Origin of the sequence: Roseococcus suduntuyensis, assembly GCF_014196305.1 — a bacterium.
Lineage (GTDB): Bacteria > Pseudomonadota > Alphaproteobacteria > Acetobacterales > Acetobacteraceae > Roseococcus > Roseococcus suduntuyensis.
In genome coordinates, this window is sequence record NZ_JACIDJ010000006.1 from 195,140 (window position 1) to 215,585 (window position 20,446).

Here is a 20,446-nt window from a genome sequence, read left to right on the forward strand (position 1 = left end):
TCACCCCCCGCCGAGGGCCAGCACCTCGGCGGGGGAGAGGCCCGTCAGGCTCTCCCGCGCCTCGCCCAGCGGCGGGTCATCGGCCCGGCCCCATTGCACGATCAGGTTGCGGCGCGAACGGCCCGAAAGGTTGGGCGCGCCGCCATGCAGCACCCGCGAATGGATCAGCACGATGCCCCCCGGCGGGCAGCGCGCCACCACCGCCGCCGCGCCTTCCGCCCCGTGCTGGGAGCCGGGACGGAAGGCGGTGCCGCCATTGGCCGCGTCCATCCCGTCCAGGCAGATCATGGCGCGCAGGAAGGTGCTGCGGGCGGTGGGCATGTAGCGGTTCAGCGCGTCGCGGTGCCAGGCGATGCCGCTGCCGCATCGCGCGGCCTTGATGGTGGCGTTGGTGAAGTGGCAGCGCAGTTCCGGGGTGCCGAGCAATTCGCTCGCCGCCGCGACCAGGGCCGGATGCGCGAAGCCCTCCGCGAAGACGGGATCGGCCCGGCAGGGGTCGCCCAGCAGGAAGACCGCATCGCCGGGTGCCGGCAGCCCCTGTCGCTGGCGGGGAGAGAGGTCCCGCTCCCAGGTCACCATGTCGGCGGGCAGCGTGGCCGCGCGGGCCAGCAGCGCGTCCAGCGCGGCCCCAAGGCGCCGGCGCAGCGCCGCGGGCAGGGGTGGCAGCACGGCATAGCCCTGGCATTGGAAACGCCTCATTCCGTCTCCCGGCACCACCAGGCGTCGTCACCATAGCCGAAGCGCGGCTGGCGCGGCGGCGGGGCGAAGCGTGCGGAGACGGCCAGGCGCCGCACCGGATCGTAGCGTCCCGGAACCACCAGCCATTGCCATTGCAGGGCGCGGTCCAGCACGCGGGCCGCGGTGACCAGGCTGGCGCGGTCGGGCGCGGCCTCCAGCCGGTCCAGCAGCAGGTCCATCTCCGGCCGCGCAAGGCCCGTGGTGTTGTTGGCGCCTGTCGAACCCCACAGCGCGCGCTGTTCCGGCCCCGGCCATTCGGGCGGGATGGTGAAGCGATAGGCGAGGTCGAAATCATGGGCGCGCAGCCGCGCGGTGAAGCCGGGCGCGTCCAGCACCTCGAAGCGCGGTGCGATGCCCAGCCGCCGCAGCCCACGGAACCACACGCCCACCAGCGCCTGTTGCGCGTTGCTCTGCGCCAGCACCGAGAGCTGGAAGACCTCGCCCGTCTCGCGGTGCGCGAGGCGCCCATCCGTGGCGCGTGGCGCCCATCCGGCCGCGTCCAGCAGGCCCAGCGCGCGTTCCAGCAGGGTGCGGTCCCGGCCGGAACCATCGCTGGTGGGCGGCTGCCAAGGGCGCTGCCAGGCCTCGGGTGAGAAGAGGGCCGACACCTCGGCCATCAGCGCGCGTTCGGCGGCGTCCGGCGCCTCGGTGGCCGCCAGGTCGGAATTGAGGAAGAAGCTCCCGGCGCGCTCGCTTGCGCCCTGGAAGAGGGCGGCATTGGCCCACTCGAAATCCATCATCAGCGCCAGTGCCTCGCGCACCCGCACATCGGCGAAGCGGTCGCGGCGGAGGTTGAAGGCGAAGCCGTTCATGCCGGTGATGTGGCCGTGCCGCTGGCTGTGGCGGATGAGGCGCCCGTCATGCACCGCGGGCAGGTCATAGCCGGTGGCCCAGCGGCGGGCGTCGTTCTCCACCATCCAGTCCACGCGGCCGGCCGCCAGCGCCTCGAAGACGGCGATGCGGTCGCGGAAATAGCGCAGCTCGATCCGGTCCATATTGTGGCGGCCGCGCCCTGCGGCGGTGGCATCGCCCCACCAATCCGTGTTGCGGGCGAAGGTGACGCGCTGGCCCGCCTCCACCTCCACCACGCGATAGGGGCCGGAGCCCACGGGGGTTTCCAAGGTCAGCGCGCCGAAGTCGCGGCCCTGCCAGATGTGGCGGGGCAGGATGTGGACGTCGCCGATCTGCAAGGCGAGGCGCCGCGCATCGCCGGGTGGCAGCGCGATGCGGACCGTGCGCGCATCCTCGGCCACGGCATCGACGCGTTCCAGCAACGCGCGGTGGAAGGGGCGGCCGTGGCGCCCCAGGGTGGCGAAGCTGAACACCACATCCCCGGCCGTCACGGGCTGGCCATCATGCCAGCGGGCACCCTCGCGCAGCGTGAAGCGCAGGGTGCGCGTGGCCTCGTCCAATTCCACCGCCTCGGCCAGGTTCGCATAGCCCACCAGCACCTCGTCGGGCGCGGGCAGCAGCAGGGTTTCGTAGACCCAGCGCCAGACACCCATGACGAAGCGGCCGCGCAGGGTGAAGGGGTTCAGCGTGTCGAAGGTGCCCGCCTGCGCCATGCGGAGGGTGCAGCCGCGCGGCGCGTCGGGGCGCACATGGGGCCAATGGTTGAAGCCCGGCGGTAGGGCAGGGGTGCCGTGGACGGCCAGCGCGTCGGTGCGCGCCGCGGCGGGGTGCAGCAGCAGGGGAAGCAGGGCCAGGCCCCATATGCAAGTGCGAGTCATTCGCATATAAAGCGGCGAAAGGAGCCCGCCGGCAACATGCCCTCCATGGTCCGCTACACCTTGCGCCGCCTGCTGCTGGTGCCGCCCACGCTGCTCGCCATCCTCGCGCTGAACTTCGCGGTGGCGCAGCTCGCCCCCGGCGGCCCGGTCGAGCACCTGCTGGCCACGCTGCAAGGCGATATGCAGGACGCCGCCGAGCGCGCGCTGGGCGGCCAGGACAGCACCGCGGCACCCGACCCCGCCTTCCGCCATCGCGGCGCCGAAGGCCTCGATCCGCGCCTGCTGGCCGAGATCGAGGCGCAGTTCGGCTTCGACCGCCCGCCGCTGGAGCGCTTCTGGCACATGCTGACGCGGCTGCTGGTGTTCGACCTCGGGCGCTCCTTCTTCCTCGACCAGCCGGTGGCGCAACTGCTGTGGGAGAGACTGCCGGTCTCCATCGCACTTGGCCTGTCCTCGGCCGTGCTGACCTATGTGCTGGCCATCCCGCTCGGCATCGCGCTGGCCACGCGGCGCGGCACGGGCTTCGACCGGACGGCCACCGCGCTCACCGTGCTGGCCCATGCGGTGCCGGCCATGGTGGTGGCGGTGGCGCTGCTGGTGATCTTCGGCGGCGGGCGGTTCCTCGCCTGGTTTCCCTCGGGCGGCCTCGCCTCGCCGGAGGCCGCCGGCTGGGGCTGGCCCTGGCGTGTGCTGGACCTCGCCTGGCACCTCGCCTTGCCGGTGGCGGCGCTGGTGATCTCGGGCTTCTCCTCGCTCGCGCTGCTCACGCGCAACCTCTTCCTGGAGGAGATCGGCAAGCATTACGTCCTGCTGGCCCGCGCCAAGGGACTGGCACCCCGCCGCGTGCTGCTGGGCCATGTCTTCCGCAACGCCATGCTGCTGGTGGTGGCGGGCCTGCCCGGCGCGCTGCTGGGCGTGGTCTTCGGCGGCGGCGTGCTGATTGAGGCGCTGTTCGGGCTGCAGGGCCTCGGGCTGCTTGGCATCGAGGCCGCGCTCAGCCGGGACTTCCCCGTGATCTTCGGCACGCTCTGGCTGACGACCCTGGCGGGGCTGGTGCTGCACCTCGCTTCGGACCTTCTCTACGTGGCGGTGGACCCGCGGATCGGCTTCGATGCGGCCCGGCGCTGACCTGATGCGGCGCCGCAGCCTCTGGGCGTTGGGCCTCGTGCTGCTGCTGGTGCTGCCGGCGGAGTTCGTGGCCAATGACCGGCCCATCCTGCTCTGGCTGGACGGGCGGCTGCTGGTGCCCGCGCTGCAACCCGTTACCGAGGCCATGCTGGGCGGGGCTCTGCCCATCCCCGCCGATTTCCACGACCCCGCCGTGGCGGCGCTGCTGGAGGCGCGGGGTGCCGTCAGCCTCTGGCCGCCCATCCCGCACGGGCCGGCCAGCATCCCGCCCGGCCTGCCCGCCGCAGCGCCCGCGCCGCCCTCGGCGCTGCATTGGCTCGGCACCGACGACCAGTCGCGCGACGTGCTGGCGCGGCTGATCTGGGGGGCGCGGCTTTCCCTCGTTTTCGCCGTGATCGTGACCGCGGCCTCCTTGCTCATCGGCCTGCCGCTGGGCGCCTGGCAGGGCTATGCGGCGGGGCGCACCGACCTCGTGCTGCAACGCCTGACCGAAATCTGGTCCGGGGTGCCGCTGCTGTTCCTGCTGATGATCGTGGTGGCGGCGCTGGCCCCTTCGGTCTGGGTGCTGGCGGCCACCATGTCGCTGTTCTTCTGGATGGGCATCGCGGGCGTCACGCGCGCCGAATTCCTGCGCCTGCGCGCGCAGGATTTCGTGCGCTCGGCGCTGGCGGCCGGGGCGGGGCCCGCGCGGATCATGCGCGTCCATATCCTGCCCAACGCCATGGGCCCTGTGCTGGCCATGCTGCCCTTCCTGATGGCGGGTGCGATGACCATGCTGGCGGGGCTCGACCTGCTCGGGCTCGGCCTGCCGCCGGGCACGCCCTCGCTCGGCGAGGCCTTGGCCCAGGCGCGCAACAACCTCCAGGCGCCCTGGCTCGCGCTCGGTGCCATCGCGGCCCTGGGCGGCCTGCTGCTGCTGCTGACGCTGCTGGGCCAGGCGCTGCGCGACGCCATGGACCCGCGCCTGCCCGCACGCCGCACTGCCGTCACGCCGGGTGCGGCCATGGTGCCGGAAGGCGCGGTGCTGGCCATCACCGAAGTGCGCGCGGGCTTCACCGCCGCACCCGTGCTGCACGGCGTCACCCTGGCGTTGCGGCCGGGCGAGGCGGTGGCGCTGCTGGGCGAATCCGGTTCGGGCAAGACGCTGACGGGGTTGATCGCGGCGGGGCTCGCGCCGCCGCAGCTCGGTTTCATCAGTGGGTCGGTGCGGCTGATGGGCGCCGAGATGCTGGGCGCGCCCGAACCCCGCCGCCGCGCCGCGCTGCGCCGGCAGCTGGGCCTGGTCTTCCAGGAACCTGGCGCCGCGCTCAATCCGCTGCACGCCCTCTACCGCCAGGTGCGCGAGGCGGTGGAGGCCGGCGGGCTGCACGGCGCCGCCGCACGTGCCGAAACGGATGCCTTGCTGCGCCGCGTGGGCCTGCCCGAGGCCAGTCGCCGCCCACGCGCGCTGCCGCACCAGTTCTCGGGAGGGCAACAGCAGCGCGCCGTCATCGCCATGGCCATCGCCCGGCGCCCCGCCTTGCTGGTGGCGGACGAGCCCACCGCCTCGCTCGACGCGCCGCTGCGGGCGGGGCTGCTCGACCTTCTGGCCGGGCTGGTGCGGGAGCGGGGCATGGCCCTGCTGCTCATCACCCACGACCTCGACGCCGCCCGCCGGGCCACCACCCGTGTGGCCGTGATGGGGGAGGGGCGCATCCTGGCCGACCTGCCCTGGGAGGTGGCGCTGCGCGCGCCCCCGCCCGCGCTGCACCGCCTCATGCCGCGCCCGCCCGCGCGCGCGCGCGCCGTCGCCCCGGCCGCCGCCCCGGTGCTGGAGGCGCGGGACATGACCCTCGCCTTTCCAGGAGCCGCGCCGTTGATCGAGGGATTGGAGCTGCAACTCCATGCCGGGCGCACGCTGGCCGTCACCGGCCCCTCCGGCTGCGGCAAGACGAGCCTGGCGCTGGCCCTGCTGGGGCTGTTTCCCGGCGCGGTGCGGGGCCAGGTGCTGCTGCATGGGCGGCCGCTGGTCGAAGACCCCGGCTGGCGTCGCCGCGTGCAGATCGTCTTCCAGAACCCTGCCACCAGCCTCTCGCCGCGGCTTTCCGTGCGCGACATCGTGCTGGAACCCTTGCTGCTGGCGGGCGAGCGACGGCCGGGCGATGCGCGGCTGGTCGGTGCCCTGGCCGAGGTGGGCCTGCCCCCCACCCTGGCCGACCGGCGCCCGCACCAGCTCTCCGGCGGGCAGCGGCAGCGCGTGGCGCTGGCCCGCGCCCTCATCACCCGGCCGGAGGTGCTGGTGCTGGACGAACCCACCTCCGCCCTCGACCGCCATGTGGAGGCGGAGGTGCTGCGGTTGCTGGCCGCGCTGCAGGCCCGGCACGGCTTCGCCGCCCTGCTCATCACCCATGATCCCCGCGTGGTCGCGGCGCTGGCGCATGACGTGCTGGCGCTCGGTGCGCCCACGCCCTTGCCCGAGGAACACGCCGCATGACCGGAACCGACCAGCCGACCCGCCAGGAACTCACCGCCAGCCCTGCCGAGATCGGACTGCTGCTGCCCGGATTGGGGCGCGTCATGGTGGCGCTCTCCGTGGGCAGTGCCGCGCATGAGCGCATCGGTCGCATCGCGCATGTGGCCCGGCGCGGCGGCGCGCTGTGCCTCGGCGGGGAGACGGAGCTTGATCTGGGCGCCGTGCGGCGTGTCGTCCTGGACCGCGGCTCGGTCATGCGGGGGCAGGTCTATCCGCGCCTCGAATTCCAGGATGGTGCCGGGACGGTGCTGATGCGGGTGGTGGGCATGGAGGGCGAGGCGCCCTTCGAGACGAACCTGGCGCACCTGCTGGGCCCGGCCCTCACGCCGGAGGAGGCCGCGCCCACCCCTGCCGCCGAGGCGGGCCCCGAGGTCGCCGCGGAAGATTGCGCCGCCACCGCCCTGCTGCGCCGCCTGCATGCCGCGGGCGGGCCGGTGCGGGTGGCGCTGCGGACGGGCCCGGCCTGGCAGGCCTGGGAGGGGGTGCCGCCGGAACCGCGCCTCGTCATGGGGTATGTGAACCTCATCGCGCCCAGCTTCCACCTGCATCTCAGGCTGGGCAGCGTGGCCGGCTTCCATGTGTCGGAGGAGGGCTGGGAGGCGGTGGACGGCGCCGGCGCGCGCTTTGGGCTGACCCTGCGCCCCCTCGACGCGGCCGCGCTGGAGGGGATGGGCTGAAACCCTGGGAAACACCACTAAGTGCTTGATTTGGATGGTGGGCGCTACAGGGATTGAACCTGTGACCCCTACCGTGTCAAGGTAGTGCTCTCCCGCTGAGCTAAGCGCCCGGGCCGTAGCCGGTGGCACCCTGTAGCGAAACCGAGGCCGCCCTGCAACCCTGGCGCCCGCCGGTTTCGCCGCCACATCCGCATGATGCAGACCCCGCCCCAGGCCATCGCCCGCCTGCTCGACCGCGCCACCTATGAGGGCTATCGCCTCGGCTTCGAGGCGGCGCGCGCGGAAGCGGTCCTGCTGGCCGAACATGCGGGGCAGGCGGCCCTGGCCGCGCGGCTGCGCGCCATGGCCGCCCTGCCGGACCGGAACGCGCAATGACCCGCGAAGGCCCGCGCGACTGCCCCCATTGCGGCGAGGTGACCATGGCCAACCGCCTTCCCGATGGAAGTGTGGTCTGCTCCTGCCCTGCCATGCGCGACCTGCCCTCGGGCCCCGTCAGGCCCGCCGCAGCGACGCCCCCAACGCCCGCCAGGCGATGAAGCCACACAGGCCACCTCCCGCCATCACGGCCGCCATGGGCAGCGCCGTGCCGTCATGCAGGAGTGCCAGCGCCAACCCGGCCACGGCGCCCAACGCGAATTGCAGCGTGCCGATCAGCGCGGAGGCCGTGCCGGCCATGTGCGGAAAGGGCGTGATGGCGATGATGCCGCCCAGCGGCAGCGCCAGCCCGATCAGGCAGAGATAGGCCAGCAGCGCCGCATAGAGCGCCCAGAAGCCCAGGCCCAGCGCCACCGTCGCCGCCCCGATCACACCCGCGCAGGACAGCCCCAGCAGCGCCAGCCCATAGACCCGCGCGCGCCCGAAGCGCTGCGCGAGCGGCCCCGCGAGCTGCCCGCAGCCGATCACCCCCGCGGCACCCGCGCCGAAGAGCCAGCCGAAATTCTCGGGCGCCACGCCGTGCAGCTCGATGAAGACGAAGGGCGAGCCCGCGATATAGGCGAACATCCCCGCGATGGCGCAGCCCGAGCCGAGGGCGGCCGCCATGAAGGGCGCGGTCGCCAGCAGCCCGCCGAAATCGCGCGCGATCTGCGGCGTGGTGACGCGGCGGCGGCGCTCCATGGGCAGGGTCTCGGGCAGGAAGCGCCAGGCGAGGAGCAACGCCGTCACCCCCACCAGGGCAAGGAAGCCGAAGATGGCCCGCCAGCCCAGCCAGGCCGCAACCCAGCCCCCCAGGAGCGGCGCCAGCATGGGCGCCACCCCCATGATGAGGAACAGCCGCGCCATCATCCGCACCGGGTCCATCCGGTCGGCCAGGTCGCGCACCACGGCGCGCGAGATCACCATGCCCGCGCAGCCGCCCAGCGCCTGCAACAGCCGGAAGGCGATGAGCCAGCCCATGCCCCAGGCCAGGGCGCAGAGCACCGAGGCCAGGATATAGACGCCCAGCGCGGCAAAGAGCGGCCGCCGCCGCCCGTAGCGGTCGGCCAGCGGCCCGTGCAGCAACTGTCCCGCCGCCATGCCCAGGAAGAAGACGGCGAGCGTGAGCTGCGCGCCTTCCATGCTGCCCCCCAGCTCGGCCGCGATGGCCGGCAGGGCGGGCAGGTACATGTCGATGGACAGCGGCGCGAAGGCCGCCAGCAGCGCCAGGATGGCGATGACGACCCGTAGGCGGATCATCCCGGAGGCGGCAGGAAGTCCACCTCGCACTCGGCCGAGATGCGGACCACCTGCTCGGGGTCCGTCAGGTTGTGGATGCGGCTGAACAGCTCGAACAGCTTGCGCGACGGCGCCACCCAGAACAGCGCCCGGACCGGCGCGCTGGACTTGTTGAAGATGCCGTGCGGCAGGCCCATGGGCAGGCGGATGAGGTCGCCCGGGCCGCTATGTGCCACCTGGCCATCCAGCAGGAATTCGAAGTTCCCCTCCAGGATGTGGATGTATTCGTCCTGGGTGGTGTGGATGTGCGGCGGCACGAAGGTGCCGGGCGGGAAGAGCGTATCGAAGGCGAAGCTGTTCGCGGAGAGCTGCCGCGGCTTGTAGGTCTGGCCCAGGATGTTCCAGACGACGCCGCCGATGCCTTCGCCGGCGGGCGTGATTCCTGCGGTTTCCTGCATGTGTTCCTGGCCTTCCTTCGATGTTCAGACGTGAAGATATTGTTCGCGGATTTCGGGTGCCGCGGCCAGGGCTGCGGAGGGTCCTTCCCACACGCTGCGCCCGCGCTCGATGATGACATGGCGGTCAGCCAGCTTCAGCACGGCCGAGAGGTTTTTATCAATCAGCAGGATGGACTGCCCCTCGGCTTTCAGGCGCCCCAGCACCGCCCAGATCTCGGCGCGGATCAGGGGTGCCAGGCCCTCCGTGGCTTCGTCGAGAATGAGCAGGCGCGGATTGGTCATCAGCGCGCGGCCGATGGCCAGCATCTGCTGCTCGCCGCCCGAGAGGTTGCGGCCGAGGTTGCGCCGCCGCTCGCGCAGGCGCGGGAAGAGGGCGTAGGCGGCTTCCAGGTTCCAGCGGCCGGGGCGCGCGGTGGCGATGAGGTTTTCCTCCACGCTCAGCGTGGGGAAGACCTGGCGCCCCTCGGGGACGAGGCCCAGGCCCAGGCGTGCGATGCGGTGCGCGGGCAGGGGGGGCAGCGGGGTGCCGTCGAACCCGATGGCGCCGCCTGTCACCCGCCCGCCCTGGCTCGGCAGCAGGCCCATGATGGCGCGGATGGTGGTGGTCTTGCCCATGCCGTTGCGGCCGAGCAGCGTCACCACCTCGCCCGCGCCCACCTGGAACGTGACGCCCGACAGGGCCTGGGAGGCGCCATAGGCGGCGGCGAGCTTCTCCACGCGCAGCATCACGCGGCCTCGTCCTCGCCTAGATAGGCCTCGCGCACGGCGGGGTCGGCGCGGATGTCGTCGGGCGTGCCGGTGGCGATGACGCGGCCTTGCGCCAGGACGGAGATGCGGTCGGCCAGCGCGAAGACGGCCTGCATGTCGTGCTCCACCAGCAGCACGGCATAGCGCGCGCGCAGGCCCGACAGCAGGCGGATGAGGCGCTCGGCCTCCTCCGGCCCGGTGCCGGCGAGGGGTTCGTCCAGCAACAGGGCGCGGGGCCGCATGGCGAGCGCGATGGCGATTTCGAGCTGGCGCCGCTCGCCATGGCTGAGCGCGGCGGCGGGGGTGGCGGCGCGGGCGTCGAGCCCTACCTCGGCCAGCGCCGCAATGGCTTCGGCGTTCAACGCGGCCTCGCGCGACGCGGCCCGGAAGAAGCGGAAGGAGGAGCCCTGGCGCGCCTGCACCGCCAGCGCCGCATTCTCCAGCGCCGAGAAGGAGGGGATCACGCTCGTGATCTGGAAGCTGCGCGCCAGCCCCCGCCGCGCGCGGGCGGGCATGGAGAGCGCCGTGATGTCCTCGCCCAGGAAGCGGATGCGGCCGGCATCGGGCGCCAGCGTGCCGCTGACCTGATGGATCAGCGTGGTCTTGCCCGCGCCATTGGGGCCGATCAGCGCATGGATTTCCCCCTGGCGGACGTCGAGCGTCACGTCATCCGTCACCAGCAGCCCGCCGAAGCTCTTTCGCAACCCATGCAGAGCGAGAATGGTCTCAGCCACGGCGCAACAGCCCCACGATGCCGCCCCGCAGGAAGAACACGCAGAGGATCAGAAGCGGGCCGAAGACCAGGCGCCAATGCTCCATGGCATGGGAGAGCCACTCCTCCACCAGCACGAAGGCCAGCGCGCCGACCAGCGCGCCATGCGGCCCGGCGAGCCCGCCCAGGATCACCATGAACAGCAGATCGCCGCTGCGCTGCCAGGCGAGGTAGGCGGGGGCGACGAATTCGGCGGAATTGGCCAGCAGCACGCCGGCGAGCCCACCCATGGCGCCCGCGATGACATAGGCCAGCAGGCGATAGGGGTAGGGGGAGAAACCGAGTGCCCGCGCGCGCGTCTCGTTCTCGCGCGATGCGCGCAGCACGCGGCCGAAGCGGCTTTCCAGCAGCACCTGCACCAGCGCCCAGCAGGCGACCAGCAGGCCGAGGCAGACGAAATGGAAGACCAGACGATTTTCCAGCCAGCGCGCGCCGAAGACCTCGGTGCGGTTGAACAGGGTGTAGCCGTCATCCCCGCCATAGAGCGCGAGCGAGGAGGTGGTGAAGAAGGCCATCTGCCCGAAGGCCAGCGTGATCATGATGAAGTGCACGCCCGATGTGCGGATGGCGATGGCCCCCGTCAGCAGCGCGAAGAGTGCCGCGGCCAGGATGCCGGCGGGAAAGACCATCCAGGCCTCGGTCATGCCGGCATGGTCCAGCACCACCACCGCATAGGCGCCCATGCCCATCATCGCCGCGTGGCCCAGGCTGACCAGCCCCGCTCCCCCCACCAGCAGCATGAGCGAGACGGCGGCCAGGCCGAAGATCATGCCGCGCGCCAGCAGCGTCAGCGAATGGCCCTGGCCCAGCCCCAGGAAGGGCGCCGCCGCCAGCCCCGCGAAGACCAGCAGCGGCAGCCAGAGCCGCGGGTTGCTCATGCGCGGGCCGGGAACAGCCCGGCCGGGCGGAAGGCGAGGATGGCGGCCATCACGATATAGACCAGCATGGATGCCAGCGCCGCCCCGGTCTGCCGCGCGGAGGAGGCGTCCATGAACAGGCGCATCAGGTCCGGCATCAGGCCGCGCCCGATGGTCTCGACCAGGCCCACCAGCAGGGCCGCCACGAAGGCGCCGCGCACCGAGCCGATGCCGCCGATGACGATGACCACGAAGGCGAGGATGAGCAGGTTGTCGCCCATCCCCGGCTCCACCGAGAGGATGGGTGCCGCCATGACCCCCGCGAAGCCCGCCAGCATGGCGCCGAAGCCGAAGACCAGCATGAACAGCCGCCGGATATCCACGCCGAGTGCCGCGACCATCGGCGCGTTGGTGGCGCCGGCCCGCACCAGCATGCCCGCCCGCGTCCGCTCCACCAGGAACCAGAGCAGGGCGGCGGTGGCCAGCCCCGCGGCCAGGATGGCGAGGCGATAGGTGGGGTAGAGCAGCCCATCCATCAGCGGCACGCCGCCCGAGAGAAGGTCCGGCACCGGCATCTGCATGGGAGCGGCGCCGAAGACGACCTTCACGCCTTCGTTCAGGAAGAGGATCACGCCGAAGGTGGCCAGCACTTGCGAGAGATGGTCGCGGTCATAGAGGTGGCGGAACACCAGGAATTCCAGCACCAGCCCGAAGACCAGCGCCGCCGGCAGCGCCAGCAGCAGCCCCAGCCAGAAGCTGCCCGTCAGCGCCGCCAGCGAGGCCCCCAGATAGGCGCCCACCATGTACTGCACGCCGTGCGCGAGGTTGATGAAGTCCATCACCCCGAAGACGAGGGTGAGCCCGGCCGCGACAAGGAACAGCAGCACGCCGAACTGCAACCCGTTCAGCCCCTGCACAAGAAGCAAGGTGGTGTTCACGAAACCACCTTCCCCGACGCGCCGCATGGCGCGTCACTCCGCCCCCTGCAATCCTTCGCGGGCTTCGCCCGCGAAGGCCACGCCATCGTACCAAGATAAAGCGCCAAACCGGGGCCCCCGCGAAATTGCGAAGCGATTTCGTGGGGAAGCGCTATATGCGCGCCGGCATGCGGCACTGCGCCGCCCAGGGGTCCACATTGGCCTCCAGCACGCGGCGCACCGTCTGCGTCTGGAACTTCCCATCGGGCCGGCGCACCACCTGGCACAGCCAGAAATCCTGCACGGGATACTGGTTGGCGCCGAAGCGGAAGCCGCCGCGCACCGAGGTGAAGTCGGCCGCTGCGATGGCCGCGCGCAGCGCGTTCTTGTCGCCGAGGTTGCCCCCCACCTTCCGCACCGCGCTGTCCAGCAGCATGGCCGTGTCATAGCTCTGCGCGGCATAGGTGGCGGGGACGTAGTTGAACGCCGCCTCGAAGTCCCGCACGAAGCGGGTGTTCTGCGCGTTGTCCATGTTGGGCGCCCAGTTGGCGCCGCTGTAGAAACCGAGTGCCGCCTCGCCCTGCGCGGGCAGCGTCGCCTCGTCCACGGTGAAGGTGGACAGGAAGGGGATGTTGGCCAGCCCCGCCTGCCGGTACTGCCGCACCAGGTTCACGCCCAGGCCACCCGGCATGAAGGTGAAGATGGCGTCCGGCCGCAGCGAGGCGATGCGCGCCAGCTCCGCCGAGAAGTCCAGCTGGGTGAGCGGCACATAGACCTCGTCCAGCACCTCCCCCTGGAAGCGGGACTTGAAGCCCGCCATGGCGTCGCGGCCGGCCTGGTAGTTGGGCGTCATCAGGAAGACGCGGCGATAGCCGAGATCCTGCGCCGCCTGGCCCATCACGGAATGGACCTGGTCGTTGTTGTAGCTGGTGTTGAAGAAGAAGGGGCTGCAGCCGCGCCCGGCGAAGGTGGAGGGGCCGGCGTTGGAGGAGATCAGGAAGGTCCCGCTCTCGGTCACCGGCCGCATGATGGCCTGCAGGATGTTCGAGAAGACGACACCCACCACGAAATCCACCCGGTCGCGCTCCAGCGCGGCGCGGACCTTGGTGACGGCGACATCGGGGCGGAGTTCGTCGTCAATCACCAGCGTCTCGACCGCGCGGCCGCCCAGCTGGTTGTTCAGGTGCCGCAGCCCCATGGTCCAGCCGTCGCGCAGCTGGGTGCCCAGCGCCGCCTGTGGGCCGGTCTGCACCGCGACCACGCCCACCTTGATGGGGGCGGCCTGCGCGTGAAGGGCAGGGGCGGCCAAGGGGGTGGCGAGCACGCCCGCGCCCGAGGCCAGCAGCAGTCCACGGCGGCTGGTGCCCGTCTTGTGGCCGGATTCCTGGAACGCCATCACCGCTCTCCCGTTTCGTGTCATCGAAGGTTGTTTTGTGCCTCAGGCCTCGGTTAGCCCGGCGCCCGCATGCCATGCAAGCCGGGCGGCGCGCTGGGTCAAGGGGTGAGCCGGGTCTTCCAGCGGCGCCAGCACGGTGAAGTGGTTCAGCCCGGGCAGGGCCTCCTGGCTGCCGCCCCACAGGGTGGCGAATTCGCGGGTCTGGCGCAGGAACTCATCGCTCTCCGCGCCGCCCACCACCGCGTGCAGCGGGCGGCCCGGCGAGGGCAGCAGGGCGGGGGAGAGGCCGCGCGCCGTGGCTACGTCGAGCCCAAGCTTGTCGTTGATGGAAGTGGCGAGCAGTGGCTCCAGCCAGAACAGGCCGGAGATGGGCAGGGCCGCCGCGACCATGTGTGCCGGCAGTCGCGCCAGCAGCATCGCGGCAAGATGCCCGCCGGCCGAATGTCCCATGGCCAATGCTGGCCGCCCCATGCGCGCGTGCAGGGCGTGGGCCGCCGCCTCGGCCTGGGCCAGGATGCGCGCGAGCGGCACCTCCGGGCAGAGGTCATAGGAGGGGACGGCCACCGCCACCCCCTGCGCCAGCAGCCCCGCCGCCACATGGCTGACGGCCCGCCCGTCCAGCGCCTGCCAGTAGCCGCCATGGAAGAACAGCGCGACGGGCGGCCGCGCCACGCCGGCGGGAAGGAAGAGGTCCATGACCTCCCGCGGGCCCGGCCCGTAGGCCAGGGTCTCGGGGGGGTGCGCCAGGCGGAAGGCCTCCGCCGCCTGCATCCAGCGGGCGATGATGGCCCCGCTCTCGGGCACGCGGGCGCGGTTGTTGTATTCGATTTCGAAACCCATGGCCCGGATGATAGGGGCAGGCGTGAGGCCTAGGCAAAGCGAGGGGCAAGGACAGGTCCATGCGTATCTACCTGGCCGGGCCGGAGGTGTTCCTGCCGGATGCGCTGGCCATCGGCGCGGCGAAGAAGGCGCTCTGCGCGCTCCATGGGTGGGAGGGCGTCTTTCCCATGGACCCGCCCACCCTTTCTCCCTCGGGCGAGATGGACTGGCGGCGCATCCATGCCGCGAATGAGTTGCTGCTGCGCGGGTGCGACGCCCTGGTGGCGAACCTCACCCCCTTCCGCGGTGTGGGCGCCGACCCGGGCACGGTGTTCGAACTGGGCTTCCTGCGCGCCCTGGGCCGGCCCGTGCATGGCTACACCCATGACCCGCGGCCGCACCGCGCGCGGGCGCCCGAGGCCCGGCTGGTTCAGGGTGTCTGGGAGGACGCGCAGGGCCTGCGCGTGGAGGATCACGGCCTGTCGGAGAACCTGATGCTGGAAGGCGCCATCCGCGCGGGCGGGGGCGTGATGCTGCGGGCCGAGGCCGCGCTGGATTGGCGCGACCTCTCGCTGTTCACGCGCTGCCTCACGGAGATCGCGCGGGTCTGACGCCCTGCTTGCGGGTCGGCTGGTTCACGCCTTCGGTGCGTCCCCCTCAGCCGATCAAACGCTACGCCCAGCGCGGCTTGCGCTTTTCCCGGAAGGCCGCCAGCCCCTCGCGCCCTTCCTCGGAGGCGCGCTGCGTCCAGCTTTCATAGGCGAGCTGGTCCATGGTCCGCGCGTCCAGCAGCCAGCCATTGGCGCCCAGCATGCTGCGCTTGGTCATGGCGATGGCGGTGGGGGCGGAGAGCATCATGGCGGAGATGATCTCCTCCAGCCGCGCCTCGATGGCGTCGGGCGCCAGCACCTCATGCACCAGGCCGATCCGCATGGCCTCCTCCGGCCCGAAGCGCTCGCCGGTGATGGCGTAGCGGCGGGTGTGGCGCACGCCCATGGCATGGACCATGTGGGTCGAGATGGGGGTGGGGGCCACGCCCACCCGCACCTCGCTGATACCGAAGCTGGCTTCCGTGGTGGCCAGCGCCACGTCCACGCAGCAGGCGATGCCGGTGCCGCCGCCGAAGCAGGCGCCATGGATCACGGCGAAGGTGGGCTTGGGGAACTCGTTCAGCACCTGCATGGCGCGGGTGGTCAGCATGGAGGCGGCGTGGGCGGCCTCGGGGGTGGCGCCGGCCGCCTCGTTCAGCCAGTTGATGTCGGCACCCGCCTGGAAATGCCGCCCCGCGCCCCGGATGACCAGGCCGCGCACGGCAGGGTCATCCGCCATGGCCTCCATGCCGGAGATCAGCGCCTCCAGCATTTCGCCGTTATAGGCGTTGTTCAGCTTGGGCCGGTTGAGAGTGGCGGTGACGATGCCGCGGGCGTCGCGTTGCGTCAGCAGGACGGGTTCGGTGTTCATGCGGCGAAGCTTCCGCCCGCCCCGGCACTTGGACAAGGGGCCCCGGCAAGGGGGGGGCCGGCAAAGGGGGCGCTTGGAGATGGGCGGCCACGGCCTTAGCCTGCCCTGAAGCGGAGGGTTTTCCATGACGGTCCAGGGCATCAGCACAAGGTCGGAGACGCCGGACGAGGCGCGGCGCCTCGCCATGCTCCATGCGGTGGAGCGCAAGCTGCTCTGGCTTTCGGCCTGGATGATCCATCACGCCAACCATATCCGCCCCAACCGCGACGGGCTGAAGGTGGGGGGGCACCAGGCCTCCTGCGCCTCGGTCATCTCCATCATGACCGCCCTCTATTTCGACATCCTGAAGCCCGCCGACCGGGTGGCGGTGAAACCGCATGCGGGGCCGGTCTTCCACTCGATGAACCTGCTGCTGGGGCGGCAGAGCGCCGAGCGCCTGTCCACCCTGCGGCAATTCGGCGGGATCCAGCCCTACCCCTCGCGCATGAAGGATGGGGGCGAGGTGGATTTCTCCACCGGCAGCGTGGGGCTGGGGGTGGCACTGACCAGCTTCGGGTCGCTGGTGCAGGATTATGTGCGGCTGAAGAAGCTGGCGCCCGAGGGCCTGCCCGCCGGCCGCCACGTCGCCATCGTGGGCGATGCGGAACTGGACGAGGGCAACATCTACGAGGCCCTGCTGGAGGGCTGGAAGCACGACATCCGCAATGTCTGGTGGGTGATCGACTACAACCGCCAGAGCCTGGACAGCGTGGTGCAGGACCGCCTCTTCGGTCGCATCGAGGGGCTGTTCCGCGACATGGGCTGGAATGTCGTCACCCTGAAGTATGGCCGGCGCCTCTCGGCCGCCTTCGCCAGGCCGGGCGGCGAGGCGCTGCGCCGCTGGATCGATGACTGTCCCAACAGCCTCTACGCCGCGCTGACCTTCCAGGGGGGGGCGGCCTGGCGCGCGGCCCTGATGGCGGAGCTGGGGCGCGAGGACGGGGTGCGCGCCATCATCGACCCTCTCTCCGACGACGAGTTGGCGGCGCTGATGACCAATCTCGGCGGCCATGACATCGAGACGCTGATGGAGGCCTTCCGCGCCCAGGACGCGGCCGGCGACCAGCCCACCTGCTTCATCGCCTACACCATCAAGGGCATGGGCCTGCCCTTCGCCGGGCACAAGGACAACCATGCCGGGCTGATGACCAAGGAGCAGATGGAGGGCTTCCGGGCCGAGATGGGCATCCGCCCCGGTCATGAATGGGACGAGTTCGAGGGGCTGGAATTCTCCTCGGCCGACATGCGCGCCTTCGTGAACAGCGTGCCCTTCGCGCAGAAGCTGACGCCCGAGGGGCGGCGCCTCGCCTCCCCCACCATCCATGTGCCGGCACGGCTGCCGGTGCCACGGGTGCCGGCGGGGCGGAAACTCTCCACCCAGGCGGCGTTCGGGGAGATCCTGGCGGGCATCGGGCGCGGGGAGGGAGAGTTCAAGGACCTTGCCTCCCGCATCGTCACCACCAGCCCGGACGTGACGGTCAGCACCAATCTCGGCCCCTGGGTGAACCGGCGCGGCATCTTCGACCGGCACCTCAAGAATGACGTGTTCCGGGACGCGAAGCTGGCTTCCGCGCAGCGCTGGGGCATGTCGCCCGAGGGGCAGCACGTGGAACTGGGCATCGCCGAGCAGAATCTTTTTCTTGTCCTGGCGGCGCTGGGATTGGCCGACAAGCTCTATGGCGCGCGGCTGCTGCCCATCGGGACCGTCTATGATCCCTTCGTGAATCGCGGCCTCGATGCGCTGATCTATGGTTGCTACATGGATGCGCGCTTCCTGCTGGTCTCCACGCCTTCAGGCCTGACCCTGGCGCCCGAAGGCGGCCAGCACCAGAGCGTGAACACCCCCCTCATCGGCATGGCGCAGGACAGGCTGGCGGCCTATGAGCCCGCCTTCGCCGATGAACTCGCCATCCTGATGCGCCACGCCTTCGCGCATATGCAGGCGGAAAACGGGTCCAGCGTCTGGCTGCGCCTCTCCACCCGCGGGCTGGAGCAGCCGGAGCGCACGCTCGACCCGGCGGCCGTCATCGCCGGCGGTTATTGGGTGACGCCGCCCGCGCCGGGCGCGCGCATCGCCATCGCCTACCAGGGTCCGCTGGCGCCCGAAGCCATGGCGGCCTTCGCCACCCTGCGCGAGGAGGAGCCCGGCGCCGGCCTGCTGGCCGTGACCAGCCCGGACCGGCTGCACCAGGGCTGGATCGAGGCGCGGAAGCGGGCGCGGCAGGGGCCTGGGGGTGCGCCATCGCACATCGAGACTCTGCTGGCGCCGCTGGCGCGGGATGGGGGGATTGTCACCTTGTTGGACGGGCACCCGGCCGCGCTGGACTGGATGGGGGCCGTGCGCGGGCAGCGGGTGGCGGCCCTGGGTGTGGACCGCTTCGGGCAGGCGGGGGACATCCCGGCGCTTTATGCGGAATATGGTCTGGACGAGGCGGCCATCCTGGATGCCTGTGCGGAGGTGCTGGTCGGTCAGTAGGGGACCAGCGCCGCATCCTTGCGTTGGTAGAGCGGGTGCTTCGGGCTGCCATCGGCATTCCGCCCGAAGCACATGAGGTGCACCCCGGCGCCCGCCAGCATCGCCGCCACCGCCGGCCCCCGTGCCGCGAGTGACTTCGGCGGCTGCCCCCAGGCCGCCACCACAAGCGGCGCGCCCTGGCATAGCCTGACAATGGTCGCGTCATTCTCCACCCCCACCGGGTCATCCACCTCCAGCAGCCGCAGCTTGTCGGTCGCCCGATAGGCGAAGGCGTTCAGCATGATCAGCCCCGGCAGCCCCCAGAGGTGCCGCGCCCGCCACATCACGCCCGCCACCGTCGGGTCATCGGCCGTCTCATCGGCCACCGAGGGGTTCATCCCGATCACCACCCCCGGCCCCGGGCTGCCCAAAGGCGCCCCGTCCCAGCGGCGTTCCAGCCACCAGCGCCAGCGCCGGCAGGCGGAGAATCCGGCCGCCGAGACCACATCCGCCGCCAGCCGGCGGCGCACCTTCCCACCCGGGTCGTGCAAATCCATCCCCCCAGTATTGGCGGGATGCGGCCTTTCGGCTACACGCGCCCCTTCCTACCGGCAGCGCGGCTCCGCGGGCGTGGTGGAATTGGCAGACACGCTGGATTTAGGTTCCAGTGGCGCAAGCCGTGGGGGTTCAAGTCCCTCCGCCCGCACCACTGAGCCACCGGCAATCACTGGAACGGATTGCGCTGATGCAGGTGACCGAGGTCGCGAACGAAGGGCTCAAGCGGGCCTATACCGTGGTGGTGCCCGCCGCCGCCATCGCCGCGGAGAAGGACAAGCGCCTCGCGGAACTCGCCAAGGACATGAAGATCCCCGGGTTCCGTCCCGGCAAGGTGCCCCAGAAGATCGTCCAGGCCCGCTACGGCCAGGCCGTGATGGGCGAGGTGCTGGAAGCCTCCGTGCAGGACGCCACGGGCAAGGTGGTGGAGGAGCGCGGCCTGCGCCCCGCCGTCCAGCCCAAGATCGAGCTGGTGAAGTTCGATGACGGCGCGGACCTGGAGTTCCGCCTCGATGTCGAGGTGATGCCCGAGATACCCATGCCGGACTTCGCCTCCATCACGCTCACGCGCCTCAAGGCCGAGGTGGGCGAGGAGCAGATCTCCAAGACGCTGGAGACCATCCAGTCCCGCAACGCGACCCTGGAGGACGCCGAGCCCCGCGCGGCCGCCAAAGGCGACGTGCTGGTCTGCGACTTCGTGGGCCGCATGGACGGCACCGAATTCGAGGGCGGCGCCGCCCAGGACATGCCGATCGAGGTGGCGGGCCAGGGCTTCATCCCCGGCTTCACCGAGCAGCTGGAAGGCATGGCCCCGGGCGAGGAGCGCGTCATCAAGGTGAGCTTCCCCGCCACCTATGGCGCCGCCAACCTGGCCGGCAAGGATGCCGAGTTCACCATCACGGCCAAGGCGCTCAAGACCAGCGTGAAGCCCGCGCTGGACGATGAGTTCGCGAAGAAGCTGGGCCTCGACGACCTGGCCAAGCTGCGCGAGGCCATCACCGAGAGCCTGCAGCGCGAATATGACGGTCTGAGCCGGCTCGCCATCAAGCGCCGCCTGCTGGACGCGCTGGCCGAGCGCGCCAGCTTCACCGTGCCCGAAGCCATGGTCGAGGGCGAGTTCGCCGAGATCTGGCAGCGCGTGGAGGCCGACATGAAGGCCGGCCGCCTGGACGGCGAGGACGCCGGCAAGGACGAGGACACGCTGAAGGGCGAGTACCGCACCATCGCCGAGCGCCGCATCCGCCTGGGCCTACTGCTGTCCGAGATCGGCCGCACCAACAACATCCAGGTGGGCCGCGACGAGCTGTCCAAGGCGATGATGACCGAGGTGCAGCGCTATCCCGGCCAGGAAAAGCAGGTCATCGAGTATTTCCAGAAGAATCCCCAGGCGATGGAGCAGCTTCGCAGCCCGCTCTTCGAGGAGAAGGTGGTGGACTTCATGCTGGAGCTCGCCCAGGTGACCGATGAGACGGTGACGCCCGAGGCCCTGGCCGAGGCGTCGCAGAAGGCCTGACCCGCAGGCGCGGGCGTGG

19 protein-coding genes and 2 tRNA genes are annotated in these 20,446 nt (G+C 71.4%); 8 read left to right on the forward strand and 13 right to left on the reverse strand.

Annotated features, from left to right (window positions below; genetic code table 11):
• Window positions 1-699: a phytanoyl-CoA dioxygenase family protein gene (locus GGQ83_RS16285; protein WP_184385909.1), complete on the reverse strand. Its 699-nt coding sequence runs from the start codon at window positions 697-699 to the stop codon at window positions 1-3.
• Entirely contained in the window at window positions 696-2,468 is a 1,773-nt protein-coding gene (locus tag GGQ83_RS16290; protein WP_184385911.1) for an extracellular solute-binding protein, read from the reverse strand. Before GGQ83_RS16290 ends, GGQ83_RS16285 begins: the two co-directional genes overlap by 4 nt.
• Window positions 2,469-2,504: 36 nt before the next feature.
• Between GGQ83_RS16290 and GGQ83_RS16295 the strand changes: the two genes are divergently transcribed.
• From GGQ83_RS16295 to GGQ83_RS16305, 3 genes are read left to right on the forward strand one after another with little or no spacing between them, the layout of a single operon-like run.
• Complete coding sequence (locus GGQ83_RS16295; protein WP_311728458.1) at window positions 2,505-3,596, forward strand: ABC transporter permease subunit; 1,092 nt, start codon at window positions 2,505-2,507, stop codon at window positions 3,594-3,596.
• Between the two features lie 4 nt (window positions 3,597-3,600).
• A complete protein-coding gene (locus GGQ83_RS16300; protein WP_184385912.1) occupies window positions 3,601-6,069 on the forward strand; it encodes an ATP-binding cassette domain-containing protein in 2,469 nt (822 codons plus the stop codon).
• Window positions 6,066-6,785, forward strand: coding sequence for a hypothetical protein (locus tag GGQ83_RS16305; RefSeq protein ID WP_184385914.1), 720 nt, complete (start codon window positions 6,066-6,068; stop codon window positions 6,783-6,785). The genes GGQ83_RS16300 and GGQ83_RS16305 overlap by 4 nt, the downstream gene beginning before the upstream one ends.
• Before the next feature lie 35 nt (window positions 6,786-6,820).
• On the opposite strand, the gene GGQ83_RS16310 is transcribed toward GGQ83_RS16305, so the two are convergent.
• Window positions 6,821-6,895: transfer RNA gene (locus tag GGQ83_RS16310), tRNA-Val, on the reverse strand.
• An 82-nt stretch (window positions 6,896-6,977) separates the two neighbouring features.
• Here GGQ83_RS16310 and GGQ83_RS16315 point away from each other — a divergent pair.
• The gene (locus GGQ83_RS16315; protein ID WP_184385916.1) at window positions 6,978-7,160 is read left to right on the forward strand and encodes a hypothetical protein; all 183 of its coding nucleotides are present in this window, start codon (window positions 6,978-6,980) and stop codon (window positions 7,158-7,160) included.
• 117 nt (window positions 7,161-7,277) lie between these two features.
• Here GGQ83_RS16315 and GGQ83_RS16320 read toward each other — a convergent pair whose 3' ends face one another.
• The 8 genes from GGQ83_RS16320 to GGQ83_RS16355 all read right to left on the reverse strand — a co-directional run bounded on the left by GGQ83_RS16320 (window position 7,278) and on the right by GGQ83_RS16355 (window position 14,425).
• Entirely contained in the window at window positions 7,278-8,459 is a 1,182-nt protein-coding gene (locus GGQ83_RS16320) for a multidrug effflux MFS transporter (protein WP_184385918.1), read from the reverse strand.
• Window positions 8,456-8,896 carry a cupin domain-containing protein gene (locus GGQ83_RS16325; protein ID WP_184385920.1) on the reverse strand — a complete coding sequence of 147 codons (441 nt, stop codon included), beginning with the start codon at window positions 8,894-8,896 and terminating at the stop codon, window positions 8,456-8,458. Before GGQ83_RS16325 ends, GGQ83_RS16320 begins: the two co-directional genes overlap by 4 nt.
• Before the next feature lie 24 nt (window positions 8,897-8,920).
• Window positions 8,921-9,622: an ABC transporter ATP-binding protein gene (locus tag GGQ83_RS16330; RefSeq protein WP_184386069.1), complete on the reverse strand. Its 702-nt coding sequence runs from the start codon at window positions 9,620-9,622 to the stop codon at window positions 8,921-8,923.
• Window positions 9,622-10,377: an ABC transporter ATP-binding protein gene (locus tag GGQ83_RS16335; RefSeq protein WP_184385922.1), complete on the reverse strand. Its 756-nt coding sequence runs from the start codon at window positions 10,375-10,377 to the stop codon at window positions 9,622-9,624. Before GGQ83_RS16335 ends, GGQ83_RS16330 begins: the two co-directional genes overlap by 1 nt.
• Entirely contained in the window at window positions 10,370-11,293 is a 924-nt protein-coding gene (locus tag GGQ83_RS16340) for a branched-chain amino acid ABC transporter permease (protein ID WP_184385924.1), read from the reverse strand. The genes GGQ83_RS16335 and GGQ83_RS16340 overlap by 8 nt, the downstream gene beginning before the upstream one ends.
• Window positions 11,290-12,210, reverse strand: coding sequence for a branched-chain amino acid ABC transporter permease (locus GGQ83_RS16345; RefSeq protein WP_311728464.1), 921 nt, complete (start codon window positions 12,208-12,210; stop codon window positions 11,290-11,292). Before GGQ83_RS16345 ends, GGQ83_RS16340 begins: the two co-directional genes overlap by 4 nt.
• A 151-nt stretch (window positions 12,211-12,361) precedes the next feature.
• Window positions 12,362-13,585 carry an ABC transporter substrate-binding protein gene (locus GGQ83_RS16350; protein WP_184385928.1) on the reverse strand — a complete coding sequence of 408 codons (1,224 nt, stop codon included), beginning with the start codon at window positions 13,583-13,585 and terminating at the stop codon, window positions 12,362-12,364.
• A 42-nt stretch (window positions 13,586-13,627) separates the two neighbouring features.
• The gene (locus tag GGQ83_RS16355) at window positions 13,628-14,425 is read right to left on the reverse strand and encodes an alpha/beta hydrolase (protein ID WP_184385930.1); all 798 of its coding nucleotides are present in this window, start codon (window positions 14,423-14,425) and stop codon (window positions 13,628-13,630) included.
• A 59-nt stretch (window positions 14,426-14,484) separates the two neighbouring features.
• On the opposite strand from GGQ83_RS16355, the gene GGQ83_RS16360 reads away from it, so the two are divergent.
• Window positions 14,485-15,015 carry a nucleoside 2-deoxyribosyltransferase gene (locus GGQ83_RS16360; protein WP_184385932.1) on the forward strand — a complete coding sequence of 177 codons (531 nt, stop codon included), beginning with the start codon at window positions 14,485-14,487 and terminating at the stop codon, window positions 15,013-15,015.
• A gap of 61 nt (window positions 15,016-15,076) precedes the next feature.
• Here the strand turns inward: GGQ83_RS16360 and GGQ83_RS16365 are convergent, their stop codons facing one another.
• Window positions 15,077-15,865 (reverse strand): enoyl-CoA hydratase-related protein, encoded by a 789-nt coding sequence (locus tag GGQ83_RS16365; RefSeq protein WP_184385934.1) that lies wholly within the window; start codon window positions 15,863-15,865, stop codon window positions 15,077-15,079.
• 124 nt (window positions 15,866-15,989) lie between these two features.
• Between GGQ83_RS16365 and GGQ83_RS16370 the strand changes: the two genes are divergently transcribed.
• Window positions 15,990-18,380, forward strand: coding sequence for a 1-deoxy-D-xylulose-5-phosphate synthase N-terminal domain-containing protein (locus GGQ83_RS16370; RefSeq protein WP_375781535.1), 2,391 nt, complete (start codon window positions 15,990-15,992; stop codon window positions 18,378-18,380).
• Here GGQ83_RS16370 and GGQ83_RS16375 read toward each other — a convergent pair.
• A complete protein-coding gene (locus GGQ83_RS16375) occupies window positions 18,374-18,916 on the reverse strand; it encodes a DUF1643 domain-containing protein (protein WP_184385936.1) in 543 nt (180 codons plus the stop codon). The genes GGQ83_RS16370 and GGQ83_RS16375 overlap by 7 nt on opposite strands.
• 67 nt (window positions 18,917-18,983) lie before the next feature.
• Here GGQ83_RS16375 and GGQ83_RS16380 point away from each other — a divergent pair.
• A tRNA-Leu gene (locus GGQ83_RS16380) sits at window positions 18,984-19,068 on the forward strand.
• A gap of 36 nt (window positions 19,069-19,104) precedes the next feature.
• Entirely contained in the window at window positions 19,105-20,427 is a 1,323-nt protein-coding gene (gene tig, locus GGQ83_RS16385) for a trigger factor (protein ID WP_184385938.1), read from the forward strand.
• Window positions 20,428-20,446: the final 19 nt, after the last annotated feature.